Source organism: Erwinia tasmaniensis Et1/99, assembly GCF_000026185.1.
Lineage (GTDB): Bacteria > Pseudomonadota > Gammaproteobacteria > Enterobacterales > Enterobacteriaceae > Erwinia > Erwinia tasmaniensis.
This window is the reverse complement of sequence record NC_010694.1, coordinates 395,884-412,375: the sequence shown is the minus strand read 5'-3', so window position 1 is coordinate 412,375 and position 16,492 is coordinate 395,884. Positions and strand designations below refer to the sequence as shown.

Annotated in this window: 14 protein-coding genes and 2 tRNA genes; all 16 read right to left on the bottom strand. The window is 53.3% G+C overall.

Annotated elements, in window-relative coordinates; genetic code table 11:
* Complete coding sequence (gene yrbN / locus ETA_RS20640) at nt 1-57, bottom strand: protein YrbN (RefSeq protein WP_100229640.1); 57 nt, start codon at nt 55-57, stop codon at nt 1-3.
* 104 nt (nt 58-161) lie between these two features.
* Nucleotides 162-1,046: a lipoprotein NlpI gene (nlpI, locus tag ETA_RS02890; protein WP_012440113.1), complete on the bottom strand. Its 885-nt coding sequence runs from the start codon at nt 1,044-1,046 to the stop codon at nt 162-164.
* Between the two features lie 127 nt (nt 1,047-1,173).
* Nucleotides 1,174-3,306 (bottom strand): polyribonucleotide nucleotidyltransferase, encoded by a 2,133-nt coding sequence (gene pnp / locus ETA_RS02885; protein ID WP_012440112.1) that lies wholly within the window; start codon nt 3,304-3,306, stop codon nt 1,174-1,176.
* 306 nt (nt 3,307-3,612) lie between these two features.
* Entirely contained in the window at nt 3,613-3,882 is a 270-nt protein-coding gene (gene rpsO, locus ETA_RS02880) for a 30S ribosomal protein S15 (protein ID WP_012440111.1), read from the bottom strand.
* A 228-nt stretch (nt 3,883-4,110) separates the two neighbouring features.
* The gene (truB, locus tag ETA_RS02875; RefSeq protein ID WP_012440110.1) at nt 4,111-5,055 is read right to left on the bottom strand and encodes a tRNA pseudouridine(55) synthase TruB; all 945 of its coding nucleotides are present in this window, start codon (nt 5,053-5,055) and stop codon (nt 4,111-4,113) included.
* Complete coding sequence (gene rbfA / locus ETA_RS02870; RefSeq protein ID WP_012440109.1) at nt 5,055-5,468, bottom strand: 30S ribosome-binding factor RbfA; 414 nt, start codon at nt 5,466-5,468, stop codon at nt 5,055-5,057. The genes truB and rbfA overlap by 1 nt, the downstream gene beginning before the upstream one ends.
* A 181-nt stretch (nt 5,469-5,649) precedes the next feature.
* Nucleotides 5,650-8,340, bottom strand: coding sequence for a translation initiation factor IF-2 (gene infB / locus ETA_RS02865; RefSeq protein WP_012440108.1), 2,691 nt, complete (start codon nt 8,338-8,340; stop codon nt 5,650-5,652).
* Nucleotides 8,341-8,364: 24 nt separating this feature from the next.
* Complete coding sequence (gene nusA / locus ETA_RS02860) at nt 8,365-9,870, bottom strand: transcription termination factor NusA (protein WP_012440107.1); 1,506 nt, start codon at nt 9,868-9,870, stop codon at nt 8,365-8,367.
* Nucleotides 9,871-9,894: 24 nt separating this feature from the next.
* Complete coding sequence (rimP, locus tag ETA_RS02855) at nt 9,895-10,347, bottom strand: ribosome maturation factor RimP (RefSeq protein ID WP_023653568.1); 453 nt, start codon at nt 10,345-10,347, stop codon at nt 9,895-9,897.
* Between the two features lie 210 nt (nt 10,348-10,557).
* Nucleotides 10,558-10,634 (bottom strand) — tRNA-Met (locus ETA_RS02850).
* A 48-nt stretch (nt 10,635-10,682) separates the two neighbouring features.
* Nucleotides 10,683-10,769 (bottom strand) — tRNA-Leu (locus tag ETA_RS02845).
* A gap of 54 nt (nt 10,770-10,823) precedes the next feature.
* The gene (gene secG, locus ETA_RS02840; protein ID WP_012440105.1) at nt 10,824-11,156 is read right to left on the bottom strand and encodes a preprotein translocase subunit SecG; all 333 of its coding nucleotides are present in this window, start codon (nt 11,154-11,156) and stop codon (nt 10,824-10,826) included.
* Nucleotides 11,157-11,478: 322 nt separating this feature from the next.
* Nucleotides 11,479-12,813, bottom strand: coding sequence for a phosphoglucosamine mutase (glmM, locus tag ETA_RS02835; RefSeq protein ID WP_012440104.1), 1,335 nt, complete (start codon nt 12,811-12,813; stop codon nt 11,479-11,481).
* 4 nt (nt 12,814-12,817) lie between these two features.
* Complete coding sequence (gene folP / locus ETA_RS02830; protein ID WP_012440103.1) at nt 12,818-13,654, bottom strand: dihydropteroate synthase; 837 nt, start codon at nt 13,652-13,654, stop codon at nt 12,818-12,820.
* An 85-nt stretch (nt 13,655-13,739) separates the two neighbouring features.
* Nucleotides 13,740-15,674, bottom strand: a complete 1,935-nt coding sequence (ftsH, locus tag ETA_RS02825) for an ATP-dependent zinc metalloprotease FtsH (protein ID WP_012440102.1) — start codon at nt 15,672-15,674, stop codon at nt 13,740-13,742.
* 114 nt (nt 15,675-15,788) lie between these two features.
* Nucleotides 15,789-16,418 (bottom strand): 23S rRNA (uridine(2552)-2'-O)-methyltransferase RlmE, encoded by a 630-nt coding sequence (gene rlmE / locus ETA_RS02820; RefSeq protein WP_012440101.1) that lies wholly within the window; start codon nt 16,416-16,418, stop codon nt 15,789-15,791.
* Nucleotides 16,419-16,492: the final 74 nt, after the last annotated feature.

Sequence of the window (16,492 nt, the reverse complement as noted above, 5' to 3'; positions counted from 1 at the left end):
TTAGATTGCGGCGGCCAGTCTACATAACTCGTCGTGAAAATTTTCAGTCATTTTCATCAAAAAGTGTGAACCGGCTCAAATTAGTGGTTTCGACGAACAAAAGTGCCCTCATCCGCTAAGATGATGACTTTTCGAAAATTCGGGCAATAAAAGTTCGTCAGCTATTGCTGGTCAGATTCTGATAAATCGTCTTGTGTCTGGCCGAGTAGCGCCAGCTCCAACAATGCATATCGATGCTCAACAAAGTTGTGAACGTTGTTGGCGACCGTCAGCTTGAACAACGCTTCTGCGTTGTCCTTCTCCCCCAGACTTAGGTAGTACTTACCTAAATAGAAGTTGGTTTCACTGAGATGTTCAGCGAGCGAGGTGTTATCCGTTGCGTCCGCCTGGAGCCGTTCTGTCAGCGTTTTTTCGCTGATGTTGCCCAGGTAGAACTCGACAATATTCCATCCCCATTGCTCCTTAACCGCTTTATCGTAACGCTGCTTCAGCGCGACTTTAGCCCGGTCGGCATTTATCCCACGTTCGGTGAGATATAACCACAGGCTGCGGAAGGGATCGTTAGGATCGTCTTGATAAAACGCCAGCAGATCATCTTGCGCCAGTTTAAATCTTCCGCCGTAATACAGGGCGATACCGCGATTTAAACGCGCATAATTGTAAGTTGGATCAAGCTCAAGTACAGAATCAAACGCTTCATAGGCAGCATCAAAGTTGCCTGCCTGCGTTAAGTATATGCCTAAGTAATTGAATACTTCAGGCATATCCGGTCTGATAGACAGCGCTTGTGAAAAATCATTTCGCGCCAGTGCTCTCAAACCGAGACTATCATACAACACTCCGCGCTCATATAACAGCTGTGCGCGTTCATCATCGGTCAATGACCGACTGGCAAGTATTTGTTCCATGCGAGCGAGAATGACTTCCTGTTGCAGCGTAGGCTGCAAAGGCACTGCCAAAACTTCGTTCTTACGCCAATCGGTGTTACTGCATCCAGCTAAGGATAAAGCCGTCGCAACAAGACACCAGCGCAAAAATGGCTTCATTTACCACTCCCGAAAACAAACATTGGGAAGAACATCCTGTTACCCGCTTGCCATCGACGAGGTCGTCCCGCCCTCGCGTTTAAAAACTCTCCGCACTCGAAGAGCGCGGAGAATTCATCAGTGTTGCTTATTCGGCTTCTGGTGCAGCAGGAACGGCTTCGGCTTCAGGCTGAGCCTGTTCGCCTGCCTCTTTGATGCTCAGGCGTACTCGGCCCTGGCGGTCAACTTCCAGCACTTTTACCGGCACTTCCTGACCCATCTGCAGATAGTCTGTCACTTTTTCTACACGCTTGTCAGCGATTTGAGAAATGTGTACCAGACCCTCTTTACCACCGCCGATAGCGACGAAGGCGCCGAAGTCCACGATGCGCGTCACCTTACCGTTGTAGATGCGACCCACTTCGATTTCTGCGGTGATCTCTTCGATACGACGAATAGCAAACTTAGCTTTATCACCGTCGGTAGCGGCGATTTTCACCGTGCCGTCATCTTCGATTTCGATGGTGGTGCCGGTTTCTTCCGTCAGAGCACGGATCACTGAGCCACCTTTACCGATCACGTCTTTAATTTTATCAACGCTGATTTTGATGGTGTGGATGCGTGGAGCAAACTGAGAGATATCGCCACGCGGTCCGCTGATAGCCTGTTCCATCACGCCCAGGATATGCAGGCGCGCACCTTTAGCCTGGTTCAGAGCCACCTGCATGATTTCGCGGGTGATACCTTCAATTTTGATGTCCATCTGCAGCGCGGTGATCCCTTCACGACTACCGGCTACTTTGAAGTCCATATCGCCCAGGTGATCTTCATCACCCAGAATGTCAGACAGCACCACGAAGTTGTTTTCGTCCTTCACCAGGCCCATAGCGATACCGGCTACAGCGGCTTTGATCGGCACGCCTGCATCCATCAGCGCCAGAGAAGCACCACAGACGGACGCCATAGAAGAGGAGCCGTTTGATTCAGTGATTTCAGACACTACGCGCACGGTGTACGGGAAAGCATCGCCCTTTGGCATCACGGCCAGCACGCCGCGTTTCGCCAGGCGACCGTGACCAATTTCACGACGCTTCGGCGAACCGACCATGCCGGTTTCACCCACAGAGTACGGAGGGAAGTTGTAGTGGAACAGGAAGTTATCAGTACGCTCGCCCATCAGCTCATCAAGGTTCTGCGCATCACGGGCTGTACCCAGGGTAGCGGTAACCAGCGCCTGAGTTTCACCACGGGTGAACAGCGCGGAGCCGTGGGTACGCGGCAGCACGCCGGTGCGCACGTCCAGACCACGGATCATGTCTTTTTCACGGCCGTCAATACGCGGTTCGCCACGCAGAATGCGGCTACGCACCACGTCTTTTTCCAGCGCGTGCAGCAGGTCGCTGATTTCAGCAGCATCGAGCGCTTCGTCTTCTGCCAGCAGCGCGGCAGAGGTTTCAGATTTGATGACGTCAACCTGAGCGTAGCGCTCCTGCTTTTCAGTAATGCGGTAAGCATCGCTCAGGCGTGATTCTGCCAGTGCGGTAATGCGTGAACGCAGCGCTTCGTTGACGGCTTCTGGCTGCCAGTCCCAACGTGGTTTGCCCGCTTCAGCGACCAGCGCATTGATGTTATCAATGACGATCTGCTGCTGATCATGGCCGAATACCACCGCGCCCAGCATCTGATCTTCACTCAACAGCTCGGCTTCAGATTCAACCATCAGCACGGCACCTTTGGTACCGGCAACAACCAGATCCAGCTTACTCTCTTTCAGCTCATCGCTGGTTGGGTTCAGTACGTACTGATCGTTCAGGTAACCCACGCGTGCAGCGCCGATAGGACCGTTGAACGGCAGGCCAGAAAGCGCCAGCGCAGCAGAAGCACCGATCATCGCCACGATATCTGGGTTAACCTGTGGGTTAACGGAGACCACGGTAGCAATCACCTGCACTTCATTAACGAAACCTTCCGGGAACAGCGGACGGATTGGGCGGTCAATCAGGCGTGAGGTCAGCGTTTCGCCTTCGCTTGGACGGCCTTCACGGCGGAAGAAGCTGCCTGGAATACGGCCAGCAGCGTAGGTACGCTCCTGGTAGTTTACGGTCAGCGGGAAAAAGCCCTGACCTGGTTTTGCTTTTTTCTGACCAACAACGGTGACGAAAACAGCGGTGTCATCCATGCTTACCATAACGGCCGCTGTGGCCTGGCGAGCCATCATGCCGGTTTCGAGAGTGACGGTATGCTGGCCATACTGGAATTTTTGTACGATCGGGTTTAGCAAGATGAGTTCCTTAGCTTCAGGGATGGTAATTTTTTATACCAGCCGTGGATTTTCTAATCTTCATTTTGCATCCTCGCGACTAATGACAATCCTAACCCCTAATGGAATAAGGCCTCTCATTAGCCGCGCGAAAATCTGCAACTGAAGATCACACGAATCAACAATACAATAGTTTGCGTTTAATTGCTGCCGCCTGCTTGAAAAAAGGGGCCATTAAGGCCCCTTCCCAGCAAACTTGCACCAGGCTGTCCGAATGTCCACGGCGTTGTCAGAAAACTGAAAACGGGACGGGACAGCCTGTATGACTTAGCGACGCAGACCCAGACGCGCGATCAGACCGGTGTAGCGTGAAACGTCTTTACGCTTGAGGTAATCCAGCAGCTTACGACGCTGAGATACCATACGCAGCAGGCCACGACGGCTATGGTGGTCTTTTTTGTGCTCAGAGAAGTGACCCTGCAGATGGCTAATCTGTGCGGTCAGCAGTGCAACCTGAACTTCTGTAGAACCACTGTCGTTAGCATCGCGACCGAAATCAGCAACGATTTTTGCTTTAGTTTCATTACTTAGAGACATGAGACAACTCCAAATTTTAAGATAAATGTACAGGCGCCGATCTCTAATTCAGCCACCCAGTGTAAAACCGCGCCATTCTACTCTTAGCCATGCCAGAGCGCAAATTTACCCGTCATATTTCAAGCTGCAGATGCATAGGCTGCGCGTGACGCCGGTCACACAGCGATCTCTACATCAGAGGACACACGAGCCTGTCACCTTCCTGCACCCCGAATGACTTGGGTAATGCTAGTCGGAATATTCTACAACCAGCCTGCGCGGCGCTACGCGTCCATCGTCAGCAATTTCAGCCATACCAATAAACTTGCCCTGCTCACCTTCCGTCACGCGCACCAGTCCGTCTGCTGGCGCACCGGCCACCTGTACCGGCATGCCCTGCTTAAAGTACGCAGCCACACTACTCAGCAGATTCACCACCGGATATTCAGATGCCGGGCTATCCATCGGCATCAGCAGCGGGTCGAGCAGATCGGCAGGCGATACGCCGGCGCGGTGCGCCTCTTCGGACACCGCGCTAAGCTGCTCCAGTGTGACCATCCTTTCGATCGGATAGCGGGCAACCTGAAGGCGACGCAGATAAGTCACATGCGCACCACAGCCCAGCTTTTCACCGAGATCGTCGATAATGGTACGGATATAAGTGCCTTTCGAGACGTGAATTTCCAGCTCCAGCTCGTTACCTTCATGGCGGATAAACAGTAGCTCATACACCATAATGCTGCGCGATTCACGCGGCACCTCAATTCCTTCACGGGCATATTCGTAAAGTTTACGCCCCTGGTATTTCAGTGCCGAATACATTGAAGGGATCTGCTGCGTTTCGCCGCGAAAACCGTCCAACGCCTGTTCCAGAGCTTGTGCGGTGAAGGCCAACGGCCGCTCACTGACCACTATGCCATCCGCATCCGAGGTATCGGTGCGCTGACCGAGGCGAGCAATCACCCGATAGCGTTTGTCCGAATCCAGCAGATACTGGGAAAACTTGGTTGCTTCCCCCAGACAGATGGGCAGCATACCGGTCGCCAGCGGATCCAGCGCGCCGGTATGACCTGCACGGTTGGCGTTGTACAGGCGTTTGACTTTTTGCAGCGCATCGTTGGAGGAGAGCCCCTGAGGTTTATCCAGCAGCAGCACGCCGTGAATATCGCGACCGCGACGACGAGGACGACTCATTACTCAGCCTTGCCTTCTTCCGGGTTTTCTTCAGCAGGACCACGACGCTCTTCGTCGTTTCTGACCACGTTAGTCACCAGGTTAGACATGCGCATCCCTTCAACCAGCGAATTATCGTAGAAGAAAGTCAGTTCAGGCACGATACGCAGGCGCATTGCCTTACCAAGCAGGGTGCGGATATAGCCAGAAGCATCGCCCAGAGCGCGTAAGCCCCCTTTAATGGCCGCTTCGTCTTTGTCGTTAAGGAAGGTGACAAACACTTTGGCATAGGCCAGGTCACGGGATACGTCCACACCGGAAACGGTCACCATCATGCCCAGACGCGGATCTTTAATCTCACGTTGCAGAATGATAGCGATCTCTTTTTGCAGCTCCTGAGAAACGCGCTGCGGGCGACCAAATTCTTTCGCCATAATTTTTATCTCCAAATAATTTGGGAGGCCAGAAGCCTCCCAAATAATATCCTACATCTTTTGCACCCGGCGACGTTAACTGTTCCTTTTATGCACCGGTCACAGGTTTAAATCGGTGACCGGTGCGTATTCGGTTGTCATCGTGCCGCAACGCGAAATTTGCTGGATACCTGTCAGATTATTAATCGATAGTACGCTGGATTTCGATAATTTCGAACACTTCGATCATATCGCCAACACGCACATCGTTGTAGTTCTTCACGCCGATACCACATTCCATGCCGTTACGGACTTCGTTAACGTCATCTTTGAAGCGGCGCAGAGATTCCAGCTCACCTTCGTAGATAACCACGTTGTCACGCAGCACGCGGATTGGGTTGTGACGTTTAATGTTACCTTCGGTCACCATACAACCGGCGATAGCACCAAATTTCGGTGATTTGAACACGTCACGTACCGCAGCCAGACCAATGATCTGCTGTTTGTACTCAGGTGCCAGCATGCCGCTCATCGCCGCTTTTACTTCGTCAATCAGGTTATAGATGACGGAGTAGTAACGCAGATCCAAGCTTTCTGTATCGATCACGCGGCGCGCAGATGCATCGGCACGCACGTTGAAGCCCACCAGGATAGCGTTAGACGCTGCGGCCAGGGTCGCATCAGTTTCAGTGATACCGCCCACGCCGGAGCCAACGATTTTCACTTTCACTTCATCAGTAGAAAGTTTCAGCAGAGAGTCGGAGATCGCTTCGACAGAACCCTGAACGTCAGCTTTCAGCACGATGTTCAGTTCAGACACTTCGCCTTCGGTCATGTTAGCAAACATGTTCTCCAGCTTGGATTTCTGCTGACGCGCCAGCTTAACTTCACGGAATTTACCCTGGCGATACAGCGCAACTTCACGCGCTTTCTTCTCATCGCGTACCACGGTTGCTTCATCACCCGCTGCCGGAACGCCGGACATGCCGAGGATTTCAACCGGGATAGATGGGCCAGCAGTCAATACTTCGCGGCCCAGCTCGTCACGCATAGCTCGTACGCGGCCGTACTCAAAGCCACAGAGTACGATATCGCCTTTATTCAGGGTACCTTCGCGGACCAGCACGGTAGCAACCGGGCCACGGCCTTTATCCAGGAAGGATTCGATCACTACGCCGCTCGCCATACCCTGACGTACTGCGGACAGTTCGAGAACTTCCGCCTGCAGCAGGATAGCGTTAAGCAGGTCATCAATACCGGTACCGGCTTTCGCTGATACATTGACAAACATGTTCTCGCCGCCCCACTCTTCCGGAATGATGCCGTACTGGGTGAGTTCGTTTTTAACACGGTCCGGATCGGCTTCCGGCTTATCACATTTGTTCACAGCAACGACGACCGGCACTTTTGCCGCCTTCGCATGCTGGACCGCTTCAATGGTCTGAGGCATCACGCCATCGTCAGCAGCAACGACCAGGATAACAATATCGGTCGCCTGAGCACCACGGGCACGCATCGCGGTAAACGCGGCGTGGCCTGGGGTATCCAGGAAGGTCACCATACCGTTATCGGTTTCAACGTGGTAAGCACCGATATGCTGTGTAATGCCGCCCGCTTCGCCGGAGGCGACTTTGGTTGAGCGGATATAATCCAGCAGTGAGGTTTTTCCGTGGTCAACGTGACCCATAATGGTCACGACCGGAGCACGAGATTCCAGCACCGCATCGGTGTCACGATCGCTCATTACCGCTTCTTCCAGCTCATTTTCGCGGCGTAGAGTCACTTTGTGACCCATTTCTTCCGCGACCAGCTGGGCAGTTTCCTGATCGATAACCTGATTGATGGTCGCCATAGCGCCCAGTTTCATCATCGCTTTGATGACCTGAGAACCTTTAACGGCCATTTTGTTAGCCAGTTCCGCTACGGTGATAGTTTCACCGATAATCACATCACGGTTAACCGCCTGTGCTGGCTTGTTAAAGCTCTGCTGCAGAGTGCTCGGCTTACGCTTGCCGCCTTTACCGCCGCGAACCTGCGCACGCGCCTCTTCACGATCGGTTTTGGCTTCGGAATGCTTGTTGCCTTTCTTACGCACCGGAGCTTTGGCCGGACGTACGGCACGAGTGCGACGATCGCCTTCAACCTGCGCGTCGTTCTCGTCTTCCGCTGCACGAGCGTGAGTTGAAGTGGTGACGTGGTAATCGGAGGTGTCTTCTACCTCTTTCGCTACCGCCCACTCTTCGCCTTTCTCTTCCGCCATTTTACGCGCCTCTTCCGCTACACGCTTCGCTTCTTCTTCAATCTTGCGATGCGCTTCTTCTTCAGCTTTACGCTTCAGTTCAGCCGCTTCCGCTTCACGGCGGGCTCTGTCGGACTGAGTGGCCCGGGTTGTTTCGTCGGTATGTTGATTGCTCACTTTATCTTTTTCCGCCGCTTCACGTTTGGCTTTATCAGCTGCCTCACGCTTGGCCTGCTCCTCGGCTTCACGCTTTGCTTTGTCTTGAGCTTCGCGCTGGGCTTTTTCTTCAGCCTCGCGACGAGCCAGTTCTTCCGCTTCACGCTCTGCCTGCGCTTCAGCTTCTGCCTGTTCAGCATTAGCCGGATCGCCTTTTACATAGGTGCGCTTTTTGCGGACTTCGATTTGCACCGATTTACTTTTGCCCCCGGTGCCGGGAACATTCAAGGTGCTGCGCGTTTTGCGCTGCAGAGTCAGCTTACTTGTTCCACCACCGTGTTCGCGGTTCAGGTGGGCAAGTAATGTCTCTTTTTCATGCTGGGTAACAGAGTCGGTTTCAGACTTTTGGATCCCTGCATCAGCAAACTGCTGTACCAGGCGTTCTACGGGTGTCTGAATCTCTGCGGCCAGCGATTTTACGGTTACATCTGTCGTCATGCTGTTCCTTCCTGCTACAGTTTATTACGCGTCGTCGCCGAACCAGCAGATATTTCGTGCAGCCATAATCAGCTCACCAGCCCGCTCATCGCTCAGGCCTTCAATATCTGACAGATCGTCAACACCCTGCTCGGCAAGATCTTCCAGCGTACACACGCCTTTCGCAGCCAGCTTAAAGGCCAGCTCACGTTCAAGGCCTTCCAGACTGAGTAAATCTTCAGCCGGTTGGGTGTCGCCCAAGCTCTCTTCCTTAGCCAGTGCAAGGGTGGTTAACGCGTTTTTAGCCCGGTCGCGCAACGCTTCTACTGTCTCTTCATCCAGACCGTCGATTTCCAACAGCTCGTTGATCGGCACGTAAGCCAGCTCTTCCAGAGAAGAGAAGCCTTCTTCTACCAACAGGGTAGCAAAGTCTTCATCAATATCGAGATGTTTGGTAAAGACGTCGATGGCAGCATGAGCTTCAGCCTGATGCTTAGCCTGCAGGTCGTCGACCGTCATCACGTTTAGCTCCCAGCCACTTAGCTGCGAAGCCAGACGCACGTTTTGGCCATTACGGCCGATCGCCTGGGCCAGATTTCCGGCTTCCACAGCGATATCCATGGTGTGATTGTCTTCATCCACCACGATAGAGGCGACATCCGCCGGGGCCATTGCGTTGATCACGAACTGTGCAGGATTGTCATCCCACAGCACGATATCAATACGCTCGCCACCCAGCTCACTGGATACCGCCTGAACACGCGCACCACGCATACCTACACAGGCGCCGACCGGGTCAATACGCTTGTCGTTGGTTTTCACGGCGATCTTGGCTCGGGAGCCCGGATCGCGCGCGGCGGCTTTAATTTCAAGGACTTCTTCGGCTATTTCCGGCACTTCTATGCGGAAAAGTTCGATCAACATTTCTGGTTTAGAACGGCTGACGAACAGCTGCGCGCCACGCGCTTCAGGGCGCACGGCATACAGTACGCCACGAATACGATCGCCAGGGCGGAAGTTTTCGCGCGGCAGCATATCTTCACGAATGATAACGGCTTCTGCGTTGGTACTGGAACCATCGTTTGGCCGAACTTCGAGTGAAATGTTGTCACGGCTGACTTTCTTCACTACGCCAGTGATGATTTCGCCTTCCTGCTCGCGGAACTGGTCGACGACCATTGCACGCTCGGCTTCGCGCACTTTCTGAACGATAACCTGCTTGGCCGTCTGGGTTGTAATACGATCGAAGGTGACAGATTCAATCTGATCTTCGACAAACCCGCCAAGAGAGAACGATTCATCTTCATAGAGTGCAGCTTCCAGCGTGATTTCGCGGGTAGGCTGGGTGACTTCATCAACAATCAGCCAACGGCGGAAGGTATCAAAATCGCCGCTTTTGCGATCGATACTGACGCGCACGTCAATTTCCTGCTCGTATTTTTTCTTGGTGGCTGTGGCCAGCGCGCTCTCCAGCGCTTCGAAAATCTTCTCGCGTGGGAGGGACTTCTCATTAGAGACCGCTTCTACAACAGCTAAGATTTCTTTGTTCATCCTGGTATGCCTCAATCCGGACTTTTAAAAGTGGGGAACCAGGTTCGCCTTCTGGATGTTACTCAGCGCGAACACTTCGTCGTTACCCTCAACGGCAACGGTGATCATCTCACCCTCGACAGACTTAATGATACCCTGCCATTTGCGACGGTTCTGAACCGCCATACGCAGCACCAGGCTCACTTCTTCGCCAGTAAAACGCGCGTAATGCTCTGCGGTAAACATTGGTCGATCAAGGCCCGGCGAGGAAACTTCGAGGTTGTAGGCCACGGTAATCGGGTCTTCGACGTCCATTACCGCACTGACCTGGTGGCTCACATCAGCACAATCATCAACATTGATGCCATCTTCACTATCAATATAGATGCGCAAGGTGGATGTGCGCCCGCGTACAAACTCAATACCAACCAGTTCGTAGCCTAGCGCTTCTACCGGTGCTGAGATCAGCTCTGTTAATTTTTGCTCTAATGTGGACAATCCCACCCCCAAGACGTAAAAAAAGGGCCTATAGCCCAGTGATGCTGCTTCCTGATAACAAAAAACCCCGAAATATCGGGGCTTATTGTGACTGGACCCTGTAAACCGCGAATCGCGGTTCGGCACAGTCCGAAAGAATTTTTTCCAAAATAATCTGCCATGCACATTGCGAAGTAAACAGTATATTTGAAAAAGAACTCTAAGGGAAAGTGGTTGCGGGGGCCGGATTTGAACCGACGACCTTCGGGTTATGAGCCCGACGAGCTACCAGGCTGCTCCACCCCGCGTCCGAATAATACGCATAACTTGCATAATTCACAAGCAAAACTTTGATTTGGTACCGAGGACGGGACTTGAACCCGTAAGCCCATGCGGGCACTACCACCTCAAGGTAGCGTGTCTACCAATTCCACCACCACGGCACTAAAGAGGCGACTTTTTGATTTCTGTCGCGTCGAAACTACTGCACTAACAACTTACTGCGGGATATCGCTGCCCGGCGTTGCCGGTTTGGCTGGCTGAGTCTGTTGTGACTGCGCCGGCTGAGACAGATTTTCCCACTCGCTTCCTTTCTGAGTTTTGTTGCTGTTGATGTTACCCAAGATCAGGCTGATGATGAAGAACAGGGTCGCCAGCACTGCGGTCATACGGGTCATAAAGTTACCTGAACCGTTAGAGCCAAACAGCGTACCGGAAGCGCCTGCACCAAATGATGCTCCCATATCAGCGCCTTTGCCTTGCTGAAGCATGATCAGACCAACAAGGCCGATTGCCACAATAAGGAAAACTACTAAAAGAGCTTCGTACATAATCAACCTTGTTCCTTGCGCGTTAACCGCACATCAAAAGCTTCAAACCAGTGAGAAAGATAGTTTATCACTACCCATCAGAAGCGGGTGTGAATACTAACCAAAGGGGGCCGCGCACGCAAGAGCAATTTCGTTAGCCCATTCCGATTGCGGAAAAAAACGACAAAGAGCGGATTTCAACAGGATAAACGTGTATTTAATAAGCGAAAAAAGCCATGTCAGGCCAGGTGCAGGCAGGACAGCCGGTATAAACCGATCATCCTTACCGGGCACATGAGGCGATTACTGGGCAGCTTTAATCGCCGTATCAAAAATCACCGTATCAAACCGCCTTCACCGCATCGGCAATACGGTTGGCCAAGGTGCTGACCAGGGCTTCATCTTCCCCTTCCACCATCACACGAATTAACGGTTCGGTGCCGGATTTACGCAACAGTACGCGACCACGCCCCTTGAGCTCAATTTCAGCTTCAGCCGTTACCGCCTTGACCCGCGCGTCCTCCAGCGGGTCACTGGAGCCACTGAAGCGGACATTCACCAATATTTGTGGCAGTAGCTTCATACCGCTGCATAAATCGTGCAGGCTCATATGATTGCGCACCATTGCAGTAAGTACCTGCAAACCGGCTACGATGCCGTCACCGGTGGTTGTTTTGTCCAGTAGGATAACATGCCCGGAGTTTTCAGCCCCAAGCCGCCACCCCTTCTCTTTCAGCTTCTCAAGCACATAGCGGTCGCCTACTTTTGCACGGGCAAAAGGAATACCAAGCTGTTTTAGCGCCAGCTCCAGGCCCATATTGCTCATTAAGGTGCCGACCACGCCGCCGCGCAGCTCCCCCTGGCGCAGCCCTTCACGAGCAATCAGATACAGGATCTGATCGCCGTCGACTTTATGCCCCAAATGGTCAACCATCATGATGCGATCGCCGTCACCGTCGTAGGCAAGGCCAACGTCGGCTTTTTCTGCCAGCACGCGCTCCTGCAACAGCCGCAGATCGGTTGCGCCACACTCTTTGTTGATATTCATGCCATCGGGCTGAACGCCAATTGAGATGACCGTGGCCCCCAGTTCACGCAGCACGTTCGGGGCAATGTGATAGGTTGCGCCGTTGGCGCAGTCAACCACGATTTTCAGTCCGTTGAGGCTAAGCTGGCTGGGGAAGGTGCCTTTGCAAAACTCGATGTAGCGCCCGGCGGCATCGACGATACGACTGGCACGGCCCAGCGCAGCAGACTCTACGCAGGTGATCGGTTTTTCCATTTCAGCTTCAATCGCCGCTTCCACGTCATCAGGCAGCTTGGTGCCCTCGGTCGAGAAAAACTTGATGCCGTTGTCGTCAAACGGGTTATGTGAAGCAGAGATCACAATTCCAGCTTCGGCACGGAACGTACGGGTTAGATACGCCACCGCCGGCGTGGGCATTGGCCCGGTGAATGCCGCAGACAGTCCCGCCGCCGCCAGGCCTGCTTCAAGCGCTGATTCAAGCATATAGCCGGATATACGCGTGTCTTTACCAATGATAATCTGCTTGGATCCGTGGCGCGCCAGGACTTTCCCTGCGGCAAAGCCTAACTTCAGGACGAAATCCGGCGTGATGGGCGACTCACCGACCTTGCCGCGGATCCCATCTGTACCAAAATATTTACGCTCGCTCATAATATTATTTTTCCCTTGCAGACTGAGTGGCTTCGACAACGCGCATTGCCTCTACGGTTTCTTTGACATCGTGCACACGCAAAATATGGGCCCCCTGCATTGCGGCAATGACCGCGCACGCCAGGCTGCCGGTCAACCGCTGTGAAGGCCCTACGTTCAGCAACTGGCCGATCATACTCTTACGTGATAATCCGACCAGCAGCGGCAGACCAAAGTGGTGGAAATCGGCCAGATGCGCCAGCAGCTGATAATTGTGGGACAGATTCTTACCGAAACCAAAACCCGGGTCGAGCAACAACTGCGATTTTTTAATCCCGGCGGCTTCGCAGCGGGCAATATTATCCACAAAGAACTTTTCCACGGCGCGCACAACGTTCGGGTATTGCGGCGACTGCTGCATGGTTTTAGGCTCACCCTGCATGTGCATCAAACAGACCGGCAACCCCGTTTGCGCAGCCGCCGCCAGCGCACCGGGCTCTTGTAAGGAGCGAACGTCGTTGATGATATGCGCCCCGGCGCGGGCCGCTTCGAGGATCACCTCTGGCTTGGAGGTATCAACCGAGATCCATACCTCAAAACGTTGAGCGATAGCCTCCACCACCGGAATAACGCGCTCCAGCTCCTGCTCAACGCTGACTTCCGCGGCGCCGGGCCGCGTGGACTCGCCGCCAACATCAATAATCGTTGCTCCGGCGTTGATCATCTCATTCGCGTGGGTCAGTGCCTGGATTAATTCGTTATGCTTACCGCCATCAGAAAAAGAGTCAGGGGTGACATTCAAAATCCCCATCACGTGGGGATGAGAAAGATCGAGCACGGCATCTCTGGCGTACAGCTTCATAACAAATTGTCTCCGTGAATCGGGCTATAAAAAAACCCCGGACATTGCCGGGGTTGATAATAACAACAGTTTACAGCCTGGGCCGTTACTTGTCGCCTAACTGCTCTGACATGGTATTGCCTGGGTTAGGCGCATTCGGTTCGTCCACCGGATGCGGCGCCTGTGGCGTACCGTTTCCACCAGAGTTGTTGGTGCTGCCCGGATCTTCCCAGCCTGCCGGCGGACGCACTTCACGGCGTGCCATCAGATCGTCGATCTGAGGAGCATCAATGGTTTCATACTTCATCAACGCGTCTTTCATCGCGTGAAGGATGTCCATATTCTCGCCGAGGATCACACGAGCCCGCTTGTAGTTAATCTCCACCAGGGATTTAACTTCCTGGTCGATGATACGCGCCGTTTCGTCGGACATGTGCTTAGCTTTCGCTACCGAACGGCCAAGGAACACTTCGCCCTCTTCTTCTGCATACAGAAGCGGTCCGAGTTTTTCCGAGAAGCCCCACTGGGTCACCATGTTACGGGCAATCGACGTAGCGACTTTGATGTCGTTCGATGCGCCGGTGGAAACATGCTCAACGCCGTAGATAATCTCTTCAGCCAGGCGACCGCCGTACAGAGTAGAAATCTGACTTTCCAACTTCTGACGGCTGGCGCTGATGGCATCGCCTTCAGGCAGGAAGAAGGTCACACCCAGAGCGCGCCCACGCGGGATAATCGTCACCTTGTGCACCGGATCGTGTTCCGGTACCAGGCGGCCGATAATCGCATGCCCCGCTTCGTGATACGCGGTCGACTCCTTCTGCGCTTCGGTCATCACCATAGAGCGACGTTCCGCACCCATCATGATTTTGTCTTTGGCTTTTTCAAATTCAACCATAGACACAACGCGCTTGTTACCACGAGCGGCAAAGAGCGCCGCTTCATTGACCAGGTTAGCCAGATCGGCACCGGAGAAGCCTGGCGTACCGCGCGCAATGATTGCCGCATCGATATCCGGGGACAACGGCACACGGCGCATATGGACTTTAAGGATCTGCTCACGGCCACGAACATCCGGCAAGCCGACAACAACCTGACGGTCAAAGCGGCCCGGACGCAGCAACGCCGGGTCAAGTACGTCAGGACGGTTAGTCGCGGCAATAACAATGATGCCTTCGTTACCTTCAAAGCCGTCCATTTCTACCAGCATCTGGTTCAAGGTTTGCTCACGCTCATCGTGACCACCGCCTAAACCGGCTCCGCGCTGACGCCCCACGGCATCAATTTCATCGATGAAGATGATGCAGGGTGCCGCTTTCTTCGCCTGTTCGAACATGTCACGAACGCGGGACGCACCCACACCGACAAACATTTCAACAAAGTCAGAACCAGAGATGGTGAAGAAGGGAACTTTGGCTTCACCGGCAATCGCTTTCGCTAACAGCGTTTTACCGGTACCCGGAGGCCCGACCATCAGTACGCCTTTCGGGATCTTGCCGCCAAGCTTCTGGAAACGGCTCGGCTCACGCAGGTATTCCACCAGCTCGCTAACTTCTTCTTTTGCTTCGTCACATCCGGCAACGTCCGCAAAGGTGGTCTTGATTTGATCTTCTGTCAGCATGCGGGCCTTGCTCTTGCCGAAGGACATCGCGCCCTTTCCGCCGCCGCCCTGCATCTGACGCATAAAGAAGATCCAGACACCGATAAGTAGCAGCATTGGGAACCATGAGATGAAGATAGAAGCCAACAGGCTTGGCTCTTCAGGTGGTTCGCCTACTACTTTTACATTTTTCGTCAACAGGTTATCGAGTAACTTGGGATCGTTAACAGGAATGTAGGTGGTATATCGATTACTGTCTTTTTTGGTTACGTTAATCTCACGCCCGTTAATACGTGCCTCGCGGACCTGATCCTGGTTCACTTCCGACAAGAAGGTTGAATAATCAACTCTACGGCCATTCGACTCGCTGGGCCCAAAGCTCTGGAATACAGACATCAGCACGACTGCGATGACTAGCCAGAGGATCAGGTTTTTCGCCATGTCACTCAAGGGATTAACCTCATATTACAACGGTGTTAACAGACAGCGTAGGGTACTATATATCCTTCACACTTGGAATCGCTGCGATACTGACAGCCATTCCAGCTATTCTGGTTATAGTTTGCGCCCTGTCGCTACAATGTACACTTCACGCGAACGAGAGCGCGAAGCGTCCGGCTTACGAATTTTTACTTTCGTAAACAGGGAGCGAATTTCCCGCAGGTATTCTTCAAAGCCATCTCCCTGAAACACTTTCACTAAAAAACTGCCGCCGGGTGCCAGAACGTCCCGGCACATCGCTAACGCCAGCTCACACAGGTACATTGACCGGGGAATATCTACCGCAGGCGTACCGGTCATGTTAGGGGCCATGTCAGACATCACCACCTGAACTTTGGTCTCTCCCACACGCTCCAACAGGGCTTTCAGTACCAGTTCCTCTCGGAAGTCCCCCTGCAGGAAATCGACGCCAACGATCGGGTCCATTGGCAGAATATCACAGGCGATAACGCGCCCCTTTGACCCAATCTGCGTGACCACATACTGTGACCAACCGCCGGGTGCCGCCCCCAAATCAACCACGGTCATGCCTGGTTTGAAAAGTTTGTCACCCTGCTGTATTTCGTCAAGTTTAAACCAGGCGCGCGAACGCAACCCCTTTTTCTGTGCCTGAAGCACATATTTATCGCTAAAGTGTTCCTGTAGCCAGCGGCTGGAACTGGCCGAACGCTTTTTACCAGTCATACAATTTCCAACTATGATCCAACGTAGCGATAAATAAACCGCATAAATCAGCGCTGCCGATTTGGTGATACACC